Source organism: Paenibacillus sp. FSL R10-2748 (assembly GCF_038005565.1).
Taxonomy (GTDB): Bacteria; Bacillota; Bacilli; order Paenibacillales; family Paenibacillaceae; genus Paenibacillus; species Paenibacillus polymyxa_B.
Map to the genome: position 1 here is coordinate 1 of NZ_JBBOTK010000013.1, position 25,441 is coordinate 25,441.

The window sequence follows — 25,441 nt, forward strand, 5'->3', positions numbered from 1 at the left end:
GTTTACTCACTCGTTGTTCAGTTTTCAAAGATCAAACATTCTTTTTCGGTCGATTCAGTTTATCGCTTCATCAACTCTTATATCATATCATCTCCGAACCAACTTTGCAAGCACTTTTTTAAATCTTTTTTTGTAACACTCGCTCGCAATATTGTATTTCTTGGCCGGAATTAGAGTATACCACTCCGCATATTTAAATGCAACCGTTTTTTAATAAATTGTTTTTACTATCTTTATTGTTGTAATGACATCCTGTGTACTCTGTACTTTTGCTAAATGGACTTAGTTATCTGCATCCAAGAACGACGTGAGATCCATTCAATGATCTCGAATACGCGTGTTGCTCTTTACAACTCAAGTGCATATTCTGCTTTTTCTTTAATATTGATGATTTGACAAAGAAAGGATGGGTAAAAAAGATAAGGAGCTAGCAACAAACCATGCGATAGCAGCTTTGTTTCACGCAACTTTAGGTAATGATTAATTATAACTGTATAGAGGAGTAGATTTACTAATGAAGCAACGAAGGCGAACATGGACGAGAATTGTGTTTCTTATCATCTCTTGCTTACTGCTTTTCGTGATCTCAGGATTTGTGTATGAGTGGATTGCATCCAAAAAGGATAAATCACAATACCCACCTCCGGGGGAATTGGTCGATGCCGGGGGTTATCGACTCCATATTCGTAAACTCGGTAACGGCTCTCCAACAATATTGCTTGAATCAGGGAGCGGGGAAAGTAGCCTGTCATGGAGAGATATTCCCGAAAAACTGTCATCATTCGCCACTGTTGTATCCTATGACCGGGCAGGCTATGCCTGGAGCGAGGAGGCTGCTACTCCACGAACCGGGGAAAACATCGTTCGAGAGCTTCATGTCGCCTTAAAAAACGCAGACATCCAAGCTCCTTATATTCTGGTAGGCCATTCCCTTGGAGGGATGTACTCAAGACTGTACGCGCAGACATACAAAGACGAAGTGGCAGGATTGGTTCTGGTGGATGCCAGGCCTGAAAATGACGCTCGCCGGACAAATGAGATCTATGCCAAGGAACGGCCTAAGGTCAATCCCTCCCCGTTAATATCCATTCTCCTAGAAAAGTCAGGGGCTTTTCGCCTGTTCCCCAATTTAATGCTAACGGGTCGGGTCGAATATCAAGATAGAAAATCTTTTGTGAATATTGTCGCTTCCTCTAAATACTTTCGATCTGTTGCGGAGGAGGGTGATCTAGCAAGCACTACCGAAGATGCCATACGGGGACAGCATCTGGGTAACCTCCCTGTACGTGTAATTGCCCGGGGCATTCAACAAGATTTGACTCAGTTCGGTATTAGTAAACACGGAAATGATCAGATTGAACAAAGCTGGCAAATGGGACAGCGCGAGATGCTTAACATCTCTACAAACAGCAAATTTATTGTTGCCAAGAAGAGCGAGCATATGATCATCCATGATCAACCGGAGCTTGTCATCCAAGTCATCCGTGAACTCATCACCGACACAAGACACTTTCAGTCAACCATGTCTAAAGCATACACAGATGATTAGGGACTTTATATGTTAAACAGCATAAAAAAATAAAAGACGCCCGAGTTCCTTCTATATAAAGGAATTCGGGCGTCTTTGCTGCCTAACACTTATTATGCTTGATTGAGCTTAGGACAAAATGGGCTTGTTTTTAGATGAGGCCTCTGTGACCTTGCCAAGTATCTGTCTCAGTACTTTAGCATTTTCCCCAATAAAACCGGAATCAAGCAGCACATCATGCGTTCCGATGACTTCGTATTCTTTGTATTGACCAAGTGTCGCCTGTTGCCATAACAATTTATCTAATGATGTATCCGGACCAATACTATCATCCTCTGCAATTAGAGCATGGATATTCGCATGAACTTCACCTGAGTTAATAAGCTCATCGCGGTAGACGGAGTAAACCAACATTTTGTCCATGACTCGCTCCCTGTCCACTGGATCGGCGAGGAATGCTTTGTACTGGTCCCTAATGCTGTCCAGTACCATCTCGACAATCTCTTCAAGCTCCTCCGGTGTCGATTCATCCTTGGACATCTTTCTCATAGCATCTACCATAATAAGGTCGCTAACATGGTGACCTCGGCTTTCCATGGCTTTAGCTACCTCGAAGGCGAGATTTCCTCCAAGTGAGTATCCCAGGAATATATACGGACCCTCTGCTTGAATATCCACGATGGCATCGATGTATCGATCCAGCATATCTTGACCCTGGAAACGATCGCCGATAAATTCCATCCCGTACACCTCGCAAAGCCCTTCCAGCTCCTTGGCCATCTCATAGTACCCCAGAGAGTGGCCTACCCGTGGAGGGAAGCAAAACACTTTGAGCGTTCCTTTCCCTGGGAAGCGGATAATTTCCATTTCCTCTTCATTAGCAGCAGTTGTTGCCTGCAGCTTGGAAATTTCATGCGCCATTTCTTCCACAGTCGGCAGATTAAACACGACTTGGAGTGGGAGCTGGACGCCCATACCGGACGAGATCCTTTGGATCAAGCCCAATACTTTCAGGGAATGGCCCCCAAGTTCGAAGAAATGATCCCTGATCCCGATTTCCTGTACGCCAAGCACTTCGGACCAAATCTGAGCGAGCTCTACTTCTGTCTGCGTACGCGGCGCGATATACTCCGCTGTGCTCCGCAGAAGTGTTTCCGGTGCCGGTAGCGCTTTGCGATCCAATTTTCCATTCGGATTCAGCGGCATTTGTGCCAACTGTACGAAAGCAGTCGGAATCATGTAGCTTGGCAGCTCGCTGGCCAGTGCCTCGCGTAGTACGCCGGCTGCAAGCCCCTCTTCGGCCACAAAGTATGCACAAAGCTGAGTACTTCCAGTAGAATCAGCCAGTGCAAGAACAACCGCTTCCTGCACAGATGGCACTTTCAAAATTTGTGCTTCCACTTCTCCCAGCTCAATGCGGTAACCCCGGATTTTTACCTGGTGATCGATCCGTCCCAAATACTCAATATTCCCGTCCGGCAGCCATCGGGCTAAATCGCCCGTTCGGTAAATCCGTGCTCCCGGTTTGTACGGGTGAGGAATGAACTTCTCTGCCGTCAGGTCCGGCTGGTTGAAATACCCCCGCGCTACCCCTTCGCCCGCAATGCAGAGTTCTCCCGGTACCCCCACAGGTGATACCTGAGAAGCGCTGTCCATCATCCATACTTGGACGTTAGCGTACGGTTTGCCGATTGGCACATGCGTTAGAGCCGCAGTCTCAAGGCTCGTTGTATACCGAGTCGCATATACGGCTGCTTCCGTAGGACCGTAGATGTTTTCCAGTACTGCGTAAGGAGATACTTTATAATACTCTTCCACAAGTTTGGCAGGCAGCGTCTCGCCGCAGGCAAACAGATATTTCAGAGTAAGGAATCCTTGGGTGCCGCTTTCTTTCAAGTATTGAACGAGCACACTGAGCATCGACGGCACCAAATTGAGATGCGTGATACGGTTCGTATCCACGGCCCCTAGCAGTGCCATCGGGTCTTTGTCCACGCCTTGTGGCAGGATCACGAGAGTCCCCTCTCCAAAGAACCAGCAGAACAGCTCCGGCACGGAGAAGTCAAAGGTAAATGTCGTTTTGAGCAGGAAACGGTCGCCTGCCAACATCGGATATTCAGCTTCCAACTGACTCAGCGTATGGACGGCAGCGCGATGTTCAATCATTACGCCCTTCGGCTTGCCGGTTGAACCTGACGTGTAAATGATATACGCCAGATGCTCCGGCCCCGCAATTGGCTCGAGATTCGAGCTATCAGCATGATACGCCTGCGGATCATCAAGTGCCAGGATCGTGCCAGTGAACGGAAAACGATCTTTGAGATGGTTCTTCGTCAGCAGAAGCTTCGCTCCCGAATCCTCCAGCATGTGGCGAATACGATCTTCTGGGAACTCCGGATCAATCGGTACATAGGCCCCGCCAGCTTTTAGAATGGCATGAATGCCAATGATCATCTCAAGCGAACGCTCGACCATGATGCCGACTGGTTGGTCCGGTCTGACCCCTTGGGCACGCAGCGTACGTGCAAGGCGGTTCGCCTGCTGATGAAGTTCTCCATAGGTAAGCTCCGTTTCACCGTAAATAAGTGCTGTACAATCCGGTGTGAGTGCTGCTTTTTCCTCAAATATACCGTGAAGGGTCTGCTCACGCGGATAAGGAGCTGCTGTATCGCCCCACACCTCTATAATCTGCGATTTCTCTTCTGGCGTGATCAGCTCCAGCTCATCAATACGGATAGCAGGTTGAACAGCAACGCTTGTCAGAATTCTCGTCAAGTGTCCTTGAATTCGTTCCACGCTCTCCAGATCATAGACGCGGGCATTGTAACGGTACAAGAACTCCAGATTACGACCCGGCAGCACAATGAGGTTAAAATCATAATTCGTCTGTTCAAACATCTGAACATCCGTAATTTTGTATTCAGCCTCTTCACTGGCAATTTTCTCTTCCAAATGCTCTTCTACTGGGTAATTTTCGAACACCATAATATGAGAAATCAAATCTTGCTTTTGTTCGCTCTGTGCTTGAATCTCATAGAGCGGATAGGAATCATAAGCATGTCCTGACAAATATAATTCCTGCTGTCTTTTCATCACATGGGAGAACGAATCGCTTCCCTCGGCCTGTACCCGAACCGGAACTGTATTAATGAAGAGACCGATCATGCTTTCGATACCCGGAATCTCGGCAGGTCTTCCCGATACCACACTTCCGAAGACGATGTCCTGGCTTCTATTGTAACGCTGCAACACGATTCCCCAGGCTGCTTGCATCAGCGTATTCATCGTCACCTGATGCTGTTTGGCCACCTGTTCCAGGCGATCGGTCAGTTCCGCATCCAACGTGAATACCAGCTTCTCCGACACGTAGGCTTCTGCTTTTGCCGATGGCTGTGTGATGGCTTGTGGCAGCTTCGTCTGCTGCTCGTATCCTTCCAGGTACCCTCTCCAGTAAGAGGATGCCTCTTCCTCGCCTTGCTTCTCCAACCATTGAATATACTGGCTGTACGATACAGCTGCAGGAAGCTCAGGTTCCCTTTGCTCACGCAGAACCCCATACGTCTCAAACACTTCCTGGAGCACAAGCGGCATACACCAGCCATCCAAAATGATGTGATGAGAGCTCCACAGCAAATGGTAAGCCTCTTCTGCTGTACGTAGAATAGCAACACGCAGCAATGCTTCTTCAGCAAGATTAAAGCCTCTTGCTTTGTCCTGAGCAGTATAAGCTGCAAGACGCGCTTGAATTTCATCGGCTTCCAGCTCGTGCAGATCCTCGTATACGAAGTCACATGCTCTTTCTTTGAACACAATCTGAATAGGGAAATCGCCCCACCCGGCATGGAAATTGGTTCTCAATATGGCATGCCGTTTCATCAGATATTTTAAGCTGCGTTTGAAATCCTCAGGATAGAATGCTCCCTGAATTTCAAACTTGGCCTGCTCAAAGTAGACTTCCGAATGAGGCTCCAGCAAGCTGTGGAACAACATTCCTTTTTGCATCGGCGTCAGTTTATACATATTTTCAATACTGCCGATATGCCGTGTCTGCTCTTCTAACTCCTCGATTTTTTCCAAGCTGATATCTTTGAGGAGTACATCGCTTGGTGTAAGTTCTGTTCTTTTCTTACTTACGCAATGTCCAATGACTTCGCTGAGACGGTTCTTCAGAATGTCAACAAACTTAGCCACAGACTCCCCGTGGAACTGATGACGGTTATAGCTGACCGAAAGTTGAAGCTGTCCTTCGGCAATCAGTCCATTAATGTTCAATGTCTGATGCTGCACCATCTGCTCACTGACCTCAGGTCCTACTGAGTAAGGCGATACTTCCATCGTCCCTCCTGCAAGATCCTGGTCGAACTGTCCCAAGTAGTTGAAGGTAATCTCAGGTTCAGCCGAGAAGGAGGAGACAGAACCGCCGCTTAAATATTTCAAAATACCATATCCGACACCTTTGTTCGGGATACGACGCAAGCCTTCCTTAATGTGCTTGATTCTGGCGCCGATCTCCAATTCCCCTCCCATCTCAAGGGCGACAGGGTATTGACTTGTAAACCAGCCTATTGTGCGAGTAATATCCAGTTCCGGCACAATAGGCTCCCGCCCATGTCCCTCCAGAAGGATGCCTACACGTTCGATTCCCGTCCACTCGTGAACAGCCATACCCAGAGCCGTCAGGAGCAGATCGTTAACCTCCGTATTGTAAGTGCGGTTCGCTTCTTTCAGGAACTGCTCTGTCTCTTCTGGTGACCATCTAACCGTGACAGCCTCACTGTCTTTGATGAGAAGAGCGCCGTCTACCTTGTCTTTTGGAAGAGGGGCAAAGCCATCTCCCTCTACCTCTGCCCAATAGCTGAGTTCATGTTCAGCCGCCGGGCTGTTTGCAAATTGTGTGATTCCCTCAACCCATGCACGGTACGAATCCGTCTTCTGTGGAAGCTTGACCGCTTCTCCACGTACTGCCTGCTCGTAGCCTTCCTGCAGGTCCTCAAAGAGAATACGCCAGGATACGCCATCCACAGCCAGATGATGAATAACGATCAACAGATGTTCGCCTTCCGCACAGCGGAACAGACCCAGTCTAAAGAGAGGTCCATCCTCCAGAGAGATGCTGCGCTGAATGGCTTCCGCACCCGCTTCTATTGCTGAAGCCGGGTCTGTCTCATCCCGCAGGTCGTGGATCTGGAGGCTATAGAGCTCACCCTCACCCATGCTCCGGTTCCAGGCCTCCAATCCCTGTTCTCCTTGGCGGAACACCAGTCGTAAAGCATCATGATGCTCTGCAATTTTCCGAACAACCTCGGCGAGCGCATCGGTATTGAAGCCATCCCGTCGGTACAACATGACCGACTGATTAAAGTGATGCAGATCCATTGACTGTTCATCGAAGAATCTGTGCTGAGCAGGTCCCAGTCTTACCGCTCCGTGTACCTCGCTTTGGTCCGCAATTCGGCTGACCACACTAACGCGCTGTGCCAGCTCTGCAATTGTCGGATAACCGAACAAATCCTTCATTTCAAGCTTATAGCCTGCTTGAAGAAGCCTTGAGGATACTTGAATGGATTTGATCGAGTCACCTCCAAGCTCAAAGAAATTATCATGAATGCCGACAAGCGGCACGCCGAGTACACCTTGCCAGATTGAAGCCAAAATGTTCTCCACATCCGTCCGCGGAGCGGTAAAGTCTGCTCCCGCCTTTATACCCGAGTTCGGTTCAGGCAGTGCCTTGCGATCCAGCTTGCCATTCGGTGTCAGAGGCATCACGTCCAGTTGGACGAAGTAAGACGGAATCATATATGCAGGCAGTCCGGCAGACAGTTCGTCTCTCAGCTCGCTGACAGACATTTCGCGATCAGCTACGAAGTAAGCACACAGCGATTTCTGCCCATGAGCATCTGCCCACGCAACAACGAGAGCTTCCTCGACAAGTGGAATGTCCAGCAGCTTGGCCTCAATCTCACCAAGCTCAATACGATAGCCCCGTATTTTAACTTGATGGTCAATGCGTCCAATGTACTCAATGTCTCCATTAGGAAGGCGACGAGCCAAATCCCCAGTGCGATACATATTTCCTTCCGAAGCGAACGGATTTCTAATGAATTTATCTGCGGTAAGCTCAGGACGGTTCAGATATCCACGGGCTACCCCGTCCCCGGCGATGTACATTTCGCCCTCCACGCCTAACGGTACGAGACGAAGCTGATCATCCAGAATATGGATGAATATGTTGTCGGACGGCAACCCAATCGGTACGGATTCCCGTGTATCCTTCGCAGGATCGTACAGGTGAATCATGCAGCCGACGACGGTTTCGGTTGGTCCATATTCATTGTAGATTTTGATATTGCCGCCAAAGAGATCTGTGATGGTTTTCGATAAATGTGTGGTCAGATTTTCTCCACCCACAATGAGTTGCTGAATACGACTTTCCGCTGGAATGGTCATGTCTTTTATCAGACTGAGATGCGTTGGCGTCAGCTTGAGAATATCGACCGCATTTTCGCGCAAAATATGCTGAACAACCTCCGCTTTATCTATACCATCATAAATCCGCACTATTCCTCCGTTTATTAACGGAGTAAACATTGATGTCATCGTCAAGTCAAACGAAATGGATGAATACAACGGGAAATCCGTTGGTTTCCCAGCACAATAGACCTTATTGGCCCACCAGATGTAGTTCACGATCCCTTTGTGGTTAATCATGGTTCCCTTCGGATTTCCGGTTGTACCCGAGGTATAGATTAAGTACACCAGATCGTTTCCTCCAACAGGAATATTGGGATTATCCACCTCGGTTCCGTAGATGTGCGGGGAATCCAATTCCATAACCGTTCCCTCAAAAGAGGCCAACTTAGTCAGGTGGCTCTGTGTGAGCAGAATTTCAGCGCCAGAATCCTTCAGAATATACTGAATCCGCTCCTGCGGATATTCAGGATCAATAGGTACATAGGCTCCACCCGCTTTGAGTACACCCATGATGGCGACAAGCAGCTCTACAGACCGATCTGCCAACAGACCTACCACTTGTTCACTCCGTAGTCCTTGGTCTATCAAGGTGGAAGCTAGTCTGTTCGCCTGCTCGTTCAGCTCCCGATACGTGATCTGGATGTCGCCGTTTACTGCCGCAATCTTATCCGGCGTACGGACAACCTGTTCTTCAAACAAGGTATGCAGACCCTGATCACTTGGATAGGTATGGGCCTTGCCGCCCCAGTCAAGCAGGTTCATCCGTTCCTCAGATGTTACAATCTCCAGTTCCTGTATCGTCGCCTGCGGACGAGCAGCCACCTGATCGAGCATCTGCAACAAGTGTCCTCCGATTCGTGCAATGCTTTCTTGCTCGTAAACCGAAGCATTATAGCGAATGCAGACCTTGATGTCTTCGCCTGGAATTACAACCAGGTTAAAGTCATAGTTGGTTTGTTCAAACATGGTGAAGTTGGCAACTTCGAGATTGTCCTCCGTTTGATTACCCGATTGCTCCACCTGTTCGTCGAGCGGGTAATTTTCAAAGATCATAATATGAGAAATCAGGTCCTGCTTTTGGGTTGTTTTCCCCTGAATCTCATACAGTGGATAGGTGTCGTAGGCACGACCAGCCAATGACTGTGCCTGTGTACGTTTCATCACTTCGACAAAGGCTTCGTCTTTGGATGACTGTACACGGATAGGTACTGTATTGATGAATAGACCCACCATATTTTCGATCCCTGCAATCTCAGCGGGTCTACCCGACACAACGCCGCCGAAAACGACATCCGAGCTGGCATTATAACGTTGAAGAATCAGTCCCCAAGCTGTCTGCATGAGTGTGTTGACGGTCACGTGATTGCGCTTCGCGACAACATCCATTTTACCTGTCAAAGATGCACCCAGATGGAGAACATGCTCTTTTAGAACATAGCCCGCTTCTTTTGCTTGAGATTTCGTTTTACCTTCCGGCAATACGGTGTTCCCGTCATAATCTTCAAGATATTGGCTCCAATACGTTGAAGCTTCTTGATCATCCTGTGCATCAAGCCACTCGATATAACGGCTATAGGGCTGAGCTGGAGGTAGGACAGGCTGTACTTGCTGTTTCTTAGCAGAATAATAATCGAACAGCTCCTGTGTAATGATCGGGATACACCAGCCATCCATGACAATATGGTGGAAGCTCCACAATACAAGACAGCTTTGATCCTTCTGCAAGACGGTCACCCGCATCAGCGGATCTTCTGACAAGCTGAACCCCTTAACCATATCTTCAGCAATATAAGTCTTGATTCGGGCTTCTTGTTCCTGCATAGATGCGTCGCGCAAATCTACGTAGTGCAGAGGGATTAACCGTTGCTTAAAGACAACTTGCAGCGGTACATCAGCAATGTTGTTGTAAAAGCCGGTACGTAGTATGGCATGTCGTTGCACCAAAGCCTGGAAGCTCTCGAAGAAGGTATCTACATCGAAGCTGCCACGCAGCTCAAACGTTGCCTGTTCAAAGTATGAAGAGGAGTCCGGCTCCAGCAGGCTGTGAAACAGCATTCCCTTCTGCATTGGCGTCAGCTTGTACACATCCTCAATCTCTCCGATATGAGCCGTCTGCGCCGTGAGTCGATCAAGCTGCTCCAATGTTAATCCTTGGAACAGAACATCACTTGGTGTAAGCTGTGAACGCTCCTGAGCCACACAATGACGGATGACCTCACTAAGGCTTGACTGTAATAATTCAGCAAAATGACTCACCGTCTCCTTACGATACTGCCTGCTGCTGTACGTAATCGTCAGTGATAGCTGGCCTTCGGCAATCATGCCATTCACATCCAGAGCATATTGCTGTGGTGTGAGATCGCTGAGCGCTTTACCAACTGAATGTGTGGATAGGCTAAGGGCATTACCCTCCAAATCCTGATCAAACTGCCCAAGATAATTGAAGGAAATTTCCGGCTCCACGCCGAATCCGACACTTTTCTCCGGTGCCATATACTTCAGAAGACCGTAGCCGATTCCTTTATGCGGAACCTCTCGCAAATTCTCCTTGACGCGCTTGATTCGCGCAGATACTTCCTGTCTGCCTTGCAGGTTCAGCAGAACTGGATACTGGGTTGTGAACCAACCCACGGTACGGGTAATATCCAGGTCTGGTACGATCATTTCCCGTCCATGTCCTTCAAGATTGACCAAAATCTGCTCCATGCCTGTCCAGCGCTGAATGGCTGCCCCCAGAGCAGTCAAGAGCAAGTCATTCGTCTCCGTATGATACGCCCGGTTCGCTTGTCGCAACAGCAGGTCAGTTTCCTGCGCAGACCACGTTACCGTAACCGATTCAGTATCCCGAATGGTGCCCGGCTTCTGATCCTCATCCTTCGGCAGTGGGGCCAAAATCGCCTCCTCAATCAGCTGCCAGTATGCACGCTCCTTGTCCAGAGCAGGCCCTGCTGCATACTTCGTCGCTTGCTCAGACCATACAAGATACGAATCGGTCTTTTGTGGAAGGACGATTGCTTGTCCATTCCATGCCTGCTCGTACCCCGCTGCAATGTCCTCAAACAGGATGCGCCAGGATACGCCGTCAACCAAGAGGTGATGAATGACAATCAACAAATGATCGCCATCGTCACAATGGAACAGGCCTAGCTTGAACAGTGGGCCACCTTCCAAGTCAAAGCTTGCCTGAATGGCATCGGCTTGGGCCTGAACCGCAGCTGTCTGGTCTTCCGCCTGCCGCATATCGGCAATGTCCAATGTGTAGAGCTCGCCTTCGTCCGTTCCCCGATTCCAAGCTGCGTATCCAGCTTCTGTAGGCCGGAAAACCATGCGCAGCGCGTCATGATGGATCGCAATTTGGTCCATTGTCAACCGGAGTGCAGCCTCATCAAAGCCGTCTTTCCGATAGAGCATGACGGCATGATTATAATGGTGCGGCTCCGCTGTATGGCGTTCAAAGAACCAACGCTGAATTGGCATTAACTCTGCTGCACCTTTAATTTCGCCCTGTTCCGCTATACGTCCAGCTGCCTGAAGATACGGGCTTAGCTCGGCAATTGTCGGATATTTAAAGAGATCCTTCATCTCTAATTTATATCCAGCTTGGAACAATCTCGAGGACACTTGAATCGCCTTGATGGAGTCACCACCCAGATCGAAGAAATGATCATGGATGCCAACCTGCTGCGCTCCCAGCACACCTTGCCATACGGAAGCCAAAGCTTCCTCAACTGCGTTTCTCGGCGCTTCATAAACCGCCCCAGTCTGCACATTGGCCTCAGGAGCCGGAAGCGCTTTGCGATCCAGCTTGCCATTGGGTGTCAAAGGCATCTGTTCCAATTGCATAAAGTAAGATGGAATCATATAAGTCGGCAGTTCGGCAGCCAAGGCTTTTCTCAACTCGCCTACCGTCAGCATCTGATCGGCAGTGAAATAGCCGACAAGCACTTTTTGTCCACTTCCATCCTCCCGGGCGAGCACAACGGCCTCCCTTACAGACGGAGCATGGAGCAGCTTCGCTTCCACTTCGCCCAGCTCAATACGGTAACCACGGATTTTAACCTGATGGTCAATGCGTCCCAAATACTCCATGCTTCCATCCGGCAACCAGCGTGCCAAGTCACCCGAGCGGTACATGCGCTCGCCCGCTTCAAACGGATGAGCGACAAACTTCTCTTCCGTCAATTCCGGTCGGTTCAGATAGCCTCGCGCCAGACCTACGCCCGCCACATAGAGTTCACCCGGAATGCCAATCGGCTGTGGACGGCGTTGTTCATCCAAAATGTACGCTCGCAGTGTCGGAATCGTGGTGCCGATATTGCTGCGACCCTGTTCAATTTCCAACTCTGTAATTTCCTTGTAGGTTACATGCACGGTCGTTTCGGTAATGCCGTACATGTTAATGAGCTGCACTTGCGGATACTTCGTTCTCCAGTCCTTGAGCAGGGCCGGGGCTAATGCCTCTCCACCGAAGATAATCAAACGGAGGCTCAGTTCTGCCGCCTGATGACCAAGCTCTTCCTGTAGCAACTGATAGAAGTACGTCGGTGTCTGGTTCAAAACGGTGACCTTCTGATCCTTAAGCAATTGCAAGAAACGATCTGGACTCTTCGCGGTAAGCGATGGAACGATGACCAACCGTCCTCCGTTCAGCAATGCTCCGTACATTTCCCATACAGAGAAGTCAAAACAGAATGAATGGAACAGTGTCCACGTATCCTGAGGACCAAAATCAAACATATTTTTATCATTAAAGAGCAAGCGAACTACATTTTTATGCTCGATCAGCGTTCCCTTTGGCTTGCCTGTCGTGCCCGATGTGTAGATGACGTAGGCAAGATGCTCCGGTCCGGCTGCAGGCTGCAGGTTTGAGACATCTTCCTTATAGGAAGCCGTTTTATCCAGACTTACGATGTCCCCAGCGAAGGAGACACGTTGCTCCAGATGCGCTTGTGTCAGCAGTAGCTTGGTTCCCGAATCCTCAAGCATAAAGCGAATGCGGTCCTCTGGATATTCAGGGTCTACAGGGACATAGGCTCCGCCTGCCTTCAAGATGGCTAAAATCCCGACCACCATTTCAAGGGAACGATCCGCCATAATTCCAGCCAAACCGTCTGGTTGCAAACCACGTTCCCTTAGCATTCTGGCAAGTCCATTGGCCCGCTCGTTCAGCTCGCTGTAGGACAGGGCTGTATTTTCACATACGACTGCCACTGCATTCGGAGTACGTGCAGCCTGTTCCTCGAACAGCGCATGGATCGTCTTGTCACGAGGATAATCTGCCTTGGCTTCGTCCGGCGCTTTCATCAGCCTTGATTTTTCCTGAGGTGTCACGATATCAAGGGATGACAACGGCATTCCCGGATTGGAGACGGCTTCCCGAATAAGCTGTACAAAGTGGCCTGCCATCCGCTGGGCAGTCTCTTGTTTGTAGATCGCAGTCGCGTACTCAAGCGTGCAGTTCAATACCCCGTCTGCTTCACTCACGGTCAGCGTGAGATCGAACTTGGCAGCCGGATGTACATTATCGTAAGGAGTGAAGCGCAATCCTTCTATTTCTTGTTCTCCCTGCTCGATATTTTGCAGGACAAACATGGTATCAAATAGCGGGTTACGGCTCAAATCACGCTGAAGCTCCAGCTTTTCTACCAGCTCCTCGAACGGGTAATCCTGGTTTTCATAGGCCCGCAGCGCTGTTTCCTTCACTTCCTGCAGATAAGCCTCGAAAGGCTTCTCTCCTTCTGGATAAGTACGAAGTGCCACTGTGCCGACGAACATACCGATGAGGCCTTCGAGTGTCGCATGGGATCTTCCTGCCACAGGTGAACCGACAATGACATCTTCCTGACCTGTGTACTTGTGCAAGAGCGCTGTATAGGCTGCCAACAGCACCATGAACAGAGTGGAACCCGTTCGGGTAGCCAGCTCCTGAAGTGAAGCACTCAGAGAAGAATCAATTTGGAAGTCGATTCGATCGCCCGCAAAGCTTCGCACCGCAGGACGAACTTCATCCCCTGGCAAATCCAGCACTGGCAAGCTTCCGCGGAAAGCATCCAGCCAGTAAGCTTCCTGGGCCTTAAGACGCTCGCTTCCGAGCTGCTCTTGCTGCCATACAGCATAGTCTGTGTACTGGATCTGTAGTTCAGGGAATACGTCCTCCTCTTGGTAGAAGCGGAGAAACTCTTCTATGAGAATATTCATAGAAACCCCATCTGAGACAATATGATGCATGTCAAACAATAGTAAATGGCGCTCATGTGCAATTCGAATAAGGCCGACCCGCAGCAATGGAGCTACACCTAAATCAAAAGGACGGACAAACTGCTGAAGGGTAGCTCCTGCCTCTTCCTCGCTCAACTCCGCATATTCCACAGTAAACGGAACATCCGTCAGGAGCTGCTGTACAGGTTCACCGTTCACGGTCACAAAACGAGTACGCAGCGAACCATGACGATGAATTAGACGACGGAATGCCTGCTCTAGCCGTTCCCGATCCAAAGCTCCCTCAACGGTAAGGATACCCGGCATATTGTAGCTCAGCTCTCCACCTTCCAGCTGACTTAGAATAAACAGTCGTTTTTGGGCCGAGGACAATGGATAATGCTCTCTCGCTCCCGCTGTAGGAATTTCTTCGAAATTCAGCGGTGTATAGCCCTCAATGGCACGAGCCAATCCTTCAATAGTAGGAGACTCGAACACTGCTCTCAGACTAATCTCGCGATTCATTTCCTTGCGAATTCGTGAGACTAGCAGGGCTGCACGCAGTGAATGACCTCCAAAATGGAAGAAATTATCCTTCACTCCCGCGCTCTCTACACCCAGCACCTCTTGCCAGATTTCGGCTAATTGAATTTCCACAGGTGTCCTTGGAGCCTCAGATGAAGCCGCTGCCCATCCACGCTCGCCCTGCAGCGCTTTTCGATCGATTTTTCCGTTCGACGTCAGAGGCATATCCTCCAGTTGTATGAAGCGGGAAGGGATCATATATCCAGGTAATATCTCCGACAGGACGGCCCGAAGCTCGGATACCTCAAGTTTCTGAGCAGCTACGAAATAAGCGACTAGATCTTTGTAGCCGTCATCGCCCTCTACAGCCATGGCTACGACTTCCTGAACGGACGGCACTCTGAGCATTTGTGCTTCTACCTCGCCTAGCTCGATACGGTAGCCGCGGATTTTGACTTGATGATCTATTCGGCCTAAGTACTCGATGGTTCCATTCGGTAACCAGCGAACCAGGTCACCCGTCCGATACATACGCTCTCCTGGAGCAAACGGATTGTCCACGAACTTCTCATCCATTAACTCAGGCCGGTTATGATACCCCCGTGCTAATCCGATACTCGAAATGCATAGCTCTCCAGCTACACCGACAGGTTGCAATCTAAAATGGTCATCCAAGATGTACACACTATGGTTAGCAATAGGTCGTCCAATAGATACAATATCCGTTGCTTCCTCACTGTCCGGGACAGACCAGATTGTGGTGCATACGGAGTCCTCCGTTGGGCCATAGCCATTAGAGTAACGTACATGCTTCCTCCACTCTTCGATCAACTCGACCGATGCGGCCGATCCAGCGGTTAGCAGGCACCGCAGTGTTGGCAAACGCTCTGGATCAAGGTGGATAGCGTAAGCGGGTGGCAAAGTCGCTACCGTAATCCCCTTATCGTTCATGAACTGCTCGAACAGGGCATGATCTAAAATATCTTCTGTAGAAGGGATGCACAGAACACCCCCATGGCTCAGCGCCGTTAAAATTTCCGAAACCGATGCATCAAACGACAGGCTTGCAAACTGAACGATCCGATCCTGCGGTGTAACTTCGAAGTGTGCCCCATATACGTCTGAAAGATTTGGTAGTCCCCGATGCTCGACTAATACGCCCTTAGGCTGACCCGTCGTACCTGAAGTATAGATCACGTAAGCCAGATCATCCGGGCCAGCAGTATCCTCCAAATTCGAGGTGTCGGCATCATAGGTCGATGATTCATCCAGCAGCAAAACATTTTCCGTCCATCCGAGATGCTCCAAGAGATAGGCCTGCGTAAGGATCAGCTTCGCTCCGGAATCTTCAAGCATATAACTGATTCGTTCTTTCGGATACTCTGGGTCGATTGGAACATAGGCACCCCCGGCTTTCATAATGCCGTAGATCCCAACGATCATTTCGAGCGACCGTTCAGCAATCAGTCCCACCAGATCTCCCGTCTTGATTCCCTGAGTACGGAGCCTTCTGGCCAGTCCATTGGCTTTTGCATTGAGCTCGGCATAGGTCAGACTCTCGTCCTCGAACCAAATGGCAGTCGCATCCGGCGTTCGTCCCGCCTGTTCCTCCAATAGCCCGTGGAACGTGTTACAGTGCTCGTAAATGCCTTTTGTATTTCCCCATACGTTCAGAATCTGTTCTCTCTCCTGCGGCGTGACTAATTCTAGTGCATCCACGGAAATAGCAGGGTTCTCTACAATTTGTTCCATAAGGTGAACCAGATGGCCCTTGATTTGCCCAATTGTCACTTGGTCATAAACAAGTGCATTGTACTGGAACAGCAATCTCATCTCTTCGCCAGGGAGGACAATTAAATTAAAATCATAATTCGTTTGCTCAAGAAGCTCCGCTTCCTCAATCTCAAAGGCAGCCTCGCCACCACCCAGACGCTCTACCTCCTCCTCCACAGGATAGTTCTCAAACACCATAATATGGGAGATTAGATCCTGCTTCTGATCCGTCTGAGCCTGAATCTCAAACAACGGGTAGGTGTCATACATATGAGAAGCCATATATTGTTCCTGCTGCTGCTTCATCAGAACGGTGAAGGGGAGATTCTCCTCTGTCTTCACACGAACGGGAATCGTATTGATGAACAAACCGATCATCCGGTCAATGCCCGGAATTTCTGCTGGTCGGCCTGATACTACACTTCCGTACACGACATCCCGGCTACCGTTGTAGCGTTGAAGCGCAATGCCCCAGAGGGACTGCAGCAATATATTCATCGTGACATGAGCATCCCTGGCCACCTTTTCAAGGCGCTCAGTCAATTCCCTGCTGAGAGGATAATTCAGCTTTTCTGCTACATAGCCTTCTCCCTTACTTGCTCCACCGACTTGAGGTAAAAGCGTCTGCTGCTCGTAACCGGCCAGATATCGGCTCCAATAGTTGGACGCAACTGCTTCATCCTGCTGTTCCAGCCATTCGATATATCGACTGTACGGATGGACCTCTGCCAGCTGCGGCTCTCTTCCTTCCAGGAGGGCAAAATAGTGTTCAAATACCTCCTGCGTAATTAACGGAACACACCAGCCATCCATGACGATGTGGTGAAAGCTCCATAAGAGGCGGAAGCTCTCTTCATCTGTTTGTAAAATTGATACACGGAGAAGCTCGTCTTCAGCTAGGTTGAAGCCCTGTGCTTTGTCCTTAGCACCAAATGTCTTCAGGTAAGCTTCGCGCTGCGATGCATTCATCTCACGCAGGTCTTCGTACACCAATTTAGCGCCTCTGTGTCGAAATACAACCTGCAAAGGCTCGCTGCCCCATCCGCTGTAAAAGTTCGTGCGCAGGATGGCATGACGCTCCACCACGGCATCCAGACTGTGTCCGAATGCAGTCGGATCAAAGCTACCCTTAAAGTCAAAGGCAGCCTGCTCAAAATAAGCACCTGTATGCGGCTCAAACATATCATGGAACAGCATGCCCTTCTGCATCGGCGTCAGACTATATACATTCTCAATATCGCCTATGTGGCTGGTCTGCTTAGAAAGCTCCTCCAGATCGGCAATGCTTAGACCCTTCGCAAGCACGTCGCTTGGTGTCAATACGGTTTTTTCTTGGGTTACGCAATGCTGGAGAAGCTCTCGCAGGCTTTCTTCAATATATCCAGCGAGCTGTTCCATCGTAGATAACTTATACTGTTTTCCGTTATAAGTAATCGTCAGAGTCAGGGCTCCGTCCGTCACCATGCCATTGATATCTAGCGTATAGGCTGGTTCCTCCAACAAGCTTTGGGCGCTTCCGGTCGGATAAGGAGAAATCTGCAACGAGCTGCCTTGCAAATCCTGATCAAATTGCCCCAAATAGTTAAAAGAAATCTCAGGCTGCAAGCTGAAGCTGTCTTCATCCAACTGACTTGCCATCGTTTTAAGCAACCCGTAGCCAATACCTTTGTTCGGAATTCGGCGCAGCCCTTCTTTCACAGACTTGATCAAGGAGGCCACTTCTGGGTCATCCCCCAAGTCTAAAATCACCGGGTATTGACTTGTAAACCAGCCGACGGTACGGGTGATGTCGATATTCGGTATAATCGGCTCACGACCGTGTCCTTCCAGATTCACAGCAACCTTTCCGATGCCAGACCATTTGGATACCGCCATGCCCAGAGCAGTCAATAGCAGATCATTCGTCTCTGTTTGATAAGCACGATGGGCTTTTCTCAACAATTGGTCGGTTTCTTCTATAGTCCATTGTGCTGTTATTACTTTGCTATCCTGTAAAAGAAGGCTTTCCACAGCCTCATCCTTCGGCAACTGTTCGAGTGGCTGATTCTCCAGCTCCCTCCAATACGCCCGATGAGTCTCCATTTCAGGACCTTCCGAATAACGAGCAAGGGCGTCTCCCCAGTCACGGAAGGAATCCGTCTTCTGCGGGAATGTCAGCGCTTGTCCTTGAATCACCTGCTCATAGCCTGCTGCAATATCCTCGAACAAAATCCGCCAGGATACTCCGTCCACCACCAAATGGTGGATCACGATCAGAAGATGGTCTCCATCCTGACAATGGAAAAGTCCTAACTTCAGCAGCGGACCTTCTGCCAGATTGATACTGCGCTGAATGTTATCCGACAGCGATGTAATGGCTGCAGCCGGATCGGATTCATTCCGTAAATCAGCGGTGAACAGGCTATAAAGCTCTCCTTCTTCAAGATCACGATTCCAAGCTTCGTAGCCATGCTCTGTCTGACGGAAAACCATGCGAAGGGCGTCATGATGCTCAGCGAGTTTTCTTAGCACCTGATGCAAGGCCTTTTCCTCAAATCCCTGTTCACGATACAGCATAACCGCTTGATTGAAGTGATGAGGCTCTGCCTGCTTCCGTCCAAAGAACCACTGTTGGACTGGAGTCAAGCGAGTCGTTCCACGCACAACTCCCTGTTCAGCCATATGCACAGCCGTTTGTATTTCAGCGCCTAGCTCGGCAATGGTTGGCGATTTGAACAGCTGTTTCATCTCTAACCGATAGCCGGCCTGCAGTAACCGTGACGACACCTGAATAGCTTTTATGGAGTCTCCACCCAATTCAAAGAAATTGTCATGGATACCCACCTGTTCGGCACCCAGTACCCCTTGCCAGACAGATGCCAAAGCTTCTTCAGCCGGTGTACGAGGAGCTGTATACTTCCGTCCTGTATGCGCGCCTACTTGAGGAGCCGGCAGAGACCTGCGGTCCACTTTTCCGTTTGACGTTAATGGCATACGGTCCATCTGGATAAAGTAGGATGGAATCATATAGCCCGGAAGTACCTGCGATAGGGAAAGACGTACTTCGCCTGCCGTGAGCGTACGATCCGCCACATAATAAGCGCAAAGCTGCTTCTCTCCAAGCTCATCCGCGCGAACGACCACTACGGCGTCGATTACCGACTCCACCTTGGCCAGTTGGGCCTCGATTTCAGGGAGTTCGATGCGGTAACCACGTATTTTGACCTGCTCATCAATTCTTCCTTTAAACTCCAAATTCCCATCTGGAAGCCAGCGTACCAAATCCCCAGTTCGGTAGCAGGGTTCTCCGTCCTTCACAGGACTAGGAACAAATTTCTCTGCTGTGAGATCAGGACGATTGAGATATCCGCGCGCTACACCTTCACCCCCGACAATGAGTTCACCCCAAGCACCAATAGGCTGTAATTGCAGCGATCCATTGACCACATAAGCGGTCGAATTACTAATTGGGCGACCAATCGGCACACCCCCTTCGGCACGATCTGGAATCTTGTAGGTGGTGGAGAAGGTCGTATTCTCTGTCGGACCATAGCAATTGATAGGGACAAGATCAGGATTAGCCTCGATTACACGATTCATATGAGATAGAGACAGTACGTCACCGCCGACTAACAATGCTTTTAGCCCTCTGAACAGGTACTCATCCTGCAGGGAAAGCTGATTGAAAAGGGGTGAAGTAAGCCACAATGTCGTAATCCCGTACTTGGCAATAGCCGCTTTGAGCCTATCAGCAATCAGAATGTCGTCATTCTCTACAAAATAGAGCTGCCCACCGTTAAGCAACGCTCCCCATATCTCAAATGTAGAAGCATCAAAGGCCACGGCTCCTGTTTGCAAAATTCGTGTGGATTCATTCAGCTCTACATAATTGGTCTCTTTGACCAGACGGACCACGTTCCGGTGTTCAACCATAACGCCCTTCGGTCTACCCGTCGTACCCGATGTATAGATGACATAAGCAAGCCCCTGCGATCCCTGAGCCGTCTCCGGCTGGGCAGGCTCAGCAGCATAAGCCTCTTCACTGCTAAGATCGACAATTGGTATACCGTAGTCTACACTTATAAGCTCGCCCTTTTGCACCAATAATAACTTGGCGTCGGAATCATCAAGCATATAACGAACCCGATCTTCCGGGTAATCAGGATCAATCGGCACATAGGCTCCACCTGCCTGAAGCACCGCGAGCATACCAATGACCATCTCGATGCTTCGTCCCCCCATCACGGCCACAGGCTGCTCCCTCAACGTTCCCAAACGACGCAGTGTTTGAGCCAGTCGGCTCGCCTTGTCTTCCAATTCAAGGTACGTTAGCTGGACATCGCCGAATACAAGCGCCGTCTGCTCTGGTGTACGCTTGACTTGTTCTGCGAACAGCTCATGAATGGTCTTGTCCCTTGGATAAGGAGCCGATGTCGCATTAAATACTTCAACGATCTGTACTTTCTCCTCCGGTGTGATCATTTCAATCTCGGCCAGTTGCAACTGAGGATTGGCCGAGACTGCATGCAGAACCCGGAGCAAGTGCGTTGCAAGTCGCTCTACACTTTCACGCCGATATAAAGCCGTACTATACTCGAGGCCAAAGGCTAATTTTGATCCCTTCTCCTCTACATTGAGGGACAGGTCAAACTTGGCTGTGACGGTGTCCATCAAGTAAGGAGTAAAGTGCACTCCGTCCATATCCTGCTCTTCCTGCTCGGTATTTTGTAATACCAATAAGGTGTCAAAGAGCGGATTGCGGCTGACATCACGTCCTACGCCCAGCTTTTCGACCAATTTTTCAAAAGGGTAATCCTGATGCTCAAACGCCTTGAGCGCCGTTTCCTTGATTTCCAGAAGATAATCCTGAAAGGTTTTATCTCCTGCCGGGTAGCTGCGCAAGGCCAGTGTGTTGACAAACATTCCGATGATGCCCTCAAGCTCAGCCTGCGGTCTTCCGGCTACTGGAGAACCTACGACGATGTCCTCTTGTCCTGTATATTTGTGCAGTAGTACCGAATAAGCGGCCAGCAATACCATATACAGTGTAGTACCTGTACGGGATGCAAGCTCTTGTATCGCCTTATTTCCAGACTCATCCAATGTAAAATCAATTCGGCTACCCTCGAAGCTCCGAACCGAAGGTCGTTGGAAGTCTGTAGGCAAATCCAATACCGGCAACTCTCCTTCAAAGGATTGCAGCCAATATTTCTCAAGATCTTGCCATTGATTCTCTGACTGTTCCCGTTGCCATACGGCATAATCCTTGTATTGGATGTGCAGTTCTGGTAGCTGTTCTCCTTGATACAAATGAGTAAGTTCCTGTATCAATATTTGAATAGAAACCCCATCTGAAATGATGTGATGCATATCAAACAGCAACAGATGACGCTCCTCCTGGAGCTTCACCAAGCTAACACGCAGTAATGGAGCCTGGCTCAGATCAAAGGCACGAATAAAGTTGTGAATGAGCGTATCCGTCTCCTCCACCGAAGCCTCTGTGTAGTTCAACGCGAACGGCACATTCCTATGCACACGCTGAACAAGCTCTCCATCCTGCATATAAAAGCCGGTTCTCAGGGATTCATGACGCTGGATCAGTGCCTGGAACGCGGACTCCAGCCGCGTGCGATCCAATGGTCCATCCACTGTGAAGACCCCTGGCATATTGTAGCTAAGCTCTCCCCCGTCCATCTGTCTCAGCACGTATAACCGCTTTTGCGCTGAGGACACTGGGTAAGCTTCGCTTTCCGCTGCCCGCGGGATGGATTCGTACAGGGTCGGAATGTGTTTTTTCACAAGTTGCGCCAAGGATTCGACCGTAGGTGACTGAAACACCTCACGCAGCGAAATGCTACATCCCAATTCTTTGTGAATCCGTGAAACGAGCACTGTTGCCCGCAAAGAGTGACCCCCAATTTCAAAGAAATTATCTCTGACACCGACGCGGGTAACTCCCAAGATATCTTGCCAGATGAGTACCATCTGAGCTTCCACAGCAGTTCTCGGAGCCAAATAAGCCTCGCCGGATTGTACGCTGCTTTCAGGAGCCGGCAACGCACGGCGATCCAGTTTGCCATTTGGCGTAAGCGGCATTTGCTCCAGCCGGACAAAATAAGAAGGAATCATGTAAGCGGGGAGTTCCGCTGCCAGCTGAGACCGCAATTCCCCCGGCGAAAGATCACTGGAGGCTACATAGTAGGCGCACAGCAATTTTTGGCCCTGTTCGTCATCCCGTGCGAGGACAATCGTTTCTCGTACGTTCGGAGCCTTGAGAATTTGGGCTTCTACCTCGCCAAGCTCAATTCGGTAGCCGCGAATTTTGACCTGATGGTCGATCCGTCCCAAATATTCAATATTGCCATCAGGCAACCAACGAGCAAGATCCCCAGTTCGGTACAGCCGCTCTCCCGCCCGATACGGATGCTCAACGAATTTCTCAGACGTCAAATCCGGCCGATTCAAATACCCACGGGCAAGACCGTCCCCTGCAATGTATAGCTCTCCCGGAACCCCAACAGGCTGCAGCCGTCTTTGCTCATCGAGAATATAAGCGCTAAGTGTGGGGATCGTTCTGCCAATATTGCTTTTCCCCGCTTCAATCTCATGTTCCGTGATTTCCTTGTAGGTGACATGGACTGTTGTTTCCGTAATTCCGTACATATTAATCAGCTGCACATCAGGATACTTGACCCGCCAGTTTCTCAGAAGAGATGGACTTAAGGCCTCTCCACCAAAAATGATTTTTCTAAGGCCAAGCTCTGTCGAAGAGTGCGTTAACTCTTCCTGTAGCACCTGATAAAAATACGTCGGCGTCTGATTTAAAATGGTGACTTGGTTGTCTTTCAACAACTCCAGGAAAGCTGCTGGGCTCTTGGCTGTGAGAGATGGAACAATCACCAATTTCCCTCCGTAAAGAAGCGCTCCGTACATCTCCCAAACGGAGAAATCGAAGCAGAACGAATGGAATAGCGTCCACGTATCCTGAGAGCTGAAATCAAATAGATTTTTATCGTTAAAGAGCAGTCGAACTACATTTTTGTGTTCAATCAGCGTGCCCTTTGGCTTGCCGGTCGTACCCGACGTGTAGATAACATAGGCTAGATGGCTTGGTCCCGAAATACTCTCCAGATTGGAAGCATCTCCTGTATACGTTGTAGCTTCGTCCAAACTCACAAGCTTTCCGTCAAAAGTGGTGCTCTCCCATAGATGACTTTGGGTGAGCAACAGACGGACCCCTGAATCCTCCAGCATATAATGGATACGTTCCTCGGGATAATCGGGGTCAATCGGTACATAGGCACCACCTGCTTTCAAAATGGCCAACATCCCAATGACCATCTCCAAGGAACGGTCAGCCATAATCCCTACGAGCGTATCTGCAACTACTCCCTCGGAGCGCAAATATCTCGCAAGCTGGTTAGCCTGCTCGTTTAGAGCTAGGTATGTAATGCTCTGTTCGTCCATCTGAACGGCTACGTGATCTGGCGTGCGCTCGGCTTGTTCCTCGAATAAGCCATGGATGGTCTTCTCACGTGGATAATCGACTGCAGCGCCTTCCGAAAGAGCCAAAATGGATTGCTCTTCTGGTTCACCCAATAAGTTTACCTCTGCGATAGAAAGCTGAGGTGAATGAATGATCTGCTCGGCGATCGTAAGCAACTGGGAAACCATGTCCTTAACTTCACTGCGTTCAAACAGCTCCGTCCGATAATCGACATCCAGTACCAGTTCGCCTTCATCCAGGATCTCCACGATATGAAGCACGAAATCGTTCACTTCGTCCCCGCAGAAATCATAATCCGTCAAAATGCGCACATCATCCAAATCAACCCAATTGATAAGACGATATTCCATTGAAACGCCAAAAAGCCGCTGAATATCCTTGTTACCATGCATTTCTCTAAGATCCTGAATTAACTGATTGTACGGATACTTCTGATGCCGCAGGACTGACATCTGATCTCTGGCTACATCCTGCAGGAAGCTCAACACATCCATATCCTTTTTGACGTATGTTCTGGCAGCAGCGGTGCTGACAAACATACCTATCTTTTGCTTCTCTTTTTTGTTCCCCCGGTTAGCGAACGAAGTGCCAATCACCACATCCGGCTGATTCGTCATTTTGTGTATGTAGATATACATCGCACCCATGAAGAACTGGAACAAAGAAATCCTGTTCTGTTGGCAAAATGCTTGCAGCTCGTGATATAGCACTTCTGGTACGGTAAAATGCTCCCGAACGGCGTGGGTGCTTAAAGATAACGGATTATATGACTTCCAACCCGTAAGCTCAGGCAAATCAGAAAATTTATCCAGCCAGTAAGCCTTATCCTTTTGGTATCTGTCAGAAAGTTCGTATGCATTCTCATCAGCAATATATTGAATATACGAGCAATCGTCGCCCAGCTTCGGTTCATTTCCTTGAATTAACTCCATGTAAAATGCTGTCAGCTGATTGCCATAGACCACCATTGATATTCCGTCAGAAATAATATGGTGCATCTTGATATTAATCCAATACTCTTCCTCGCTAATCTTCACAATTAAAAACTGGAAGAGCTCAGAATCCAACAGGGGCAAGGGCTTGCTTTTGTGTTGCTCAAGTAAGGCTTCCACCTCAGATACACTTTCATAGTGGCTAAGATCCAGGCACTCCAGCTGTCTCTCTTCATAAGGAACGACGTACTGCTGAGGCACTCCATCCACTGAGGTAATACGGATGCGGAACGCATCATACTGTTTGATAATCAAATTAATGGACTGCATAAAGGCAGCAATATTGATGTGCCCCTTCATCTTAGCTGTACCGGAAAGCTGTGACACTGACGTATCTGGGTAGAGTAATTCGGTATACCATATACGCTTCTGCGCATTTGTTAAATCATATAACTGCATGTCATTCATCTCATTCACTCCTATTCCATGATGTGAATATCCTCCCGCTGCACCTGGCAGTCAGGAGGA

At 49.3% G+C, this 25,441-nt stretch carries 2 protein-coding genes; one reads left to right on the plus strand and one right to left on the minus strand.

Translation table 11 applies throughout. The annotated features are described in order from the left end of the window. Nucleotides 1-514: 514 nt before the first annotated feature. Entirely contained in the window at nt 515-1,549 is a 1,035-nt protein-coding gene (locus NSS66_RS25115; RefSeq protein WP_053324337.1) for an alpha/beta hydrolase, read from the plus strand. A gap of 108 nt (nt 1,550-1,657) precedes the next feature. On the opposite strand, the gene NSS66_RS25120 is transcribed toward NSS66_RS25115, so the two are convergent. Beyond that, nucleotides 1,658-25,381: a non-ribosomal peptide synthase/polyketide synthase gene (locus NSS66_RS25120; RefSeq protein WP_340960043.1), complete on the minus strand. Its 23,724-nt coding sequence runs from the start codon at nt 25,379-25,381 to the stop codon at nt 1,658-1,660. Nucleotides 25,382-25,441: the final 60 nt, after the last annotated feature.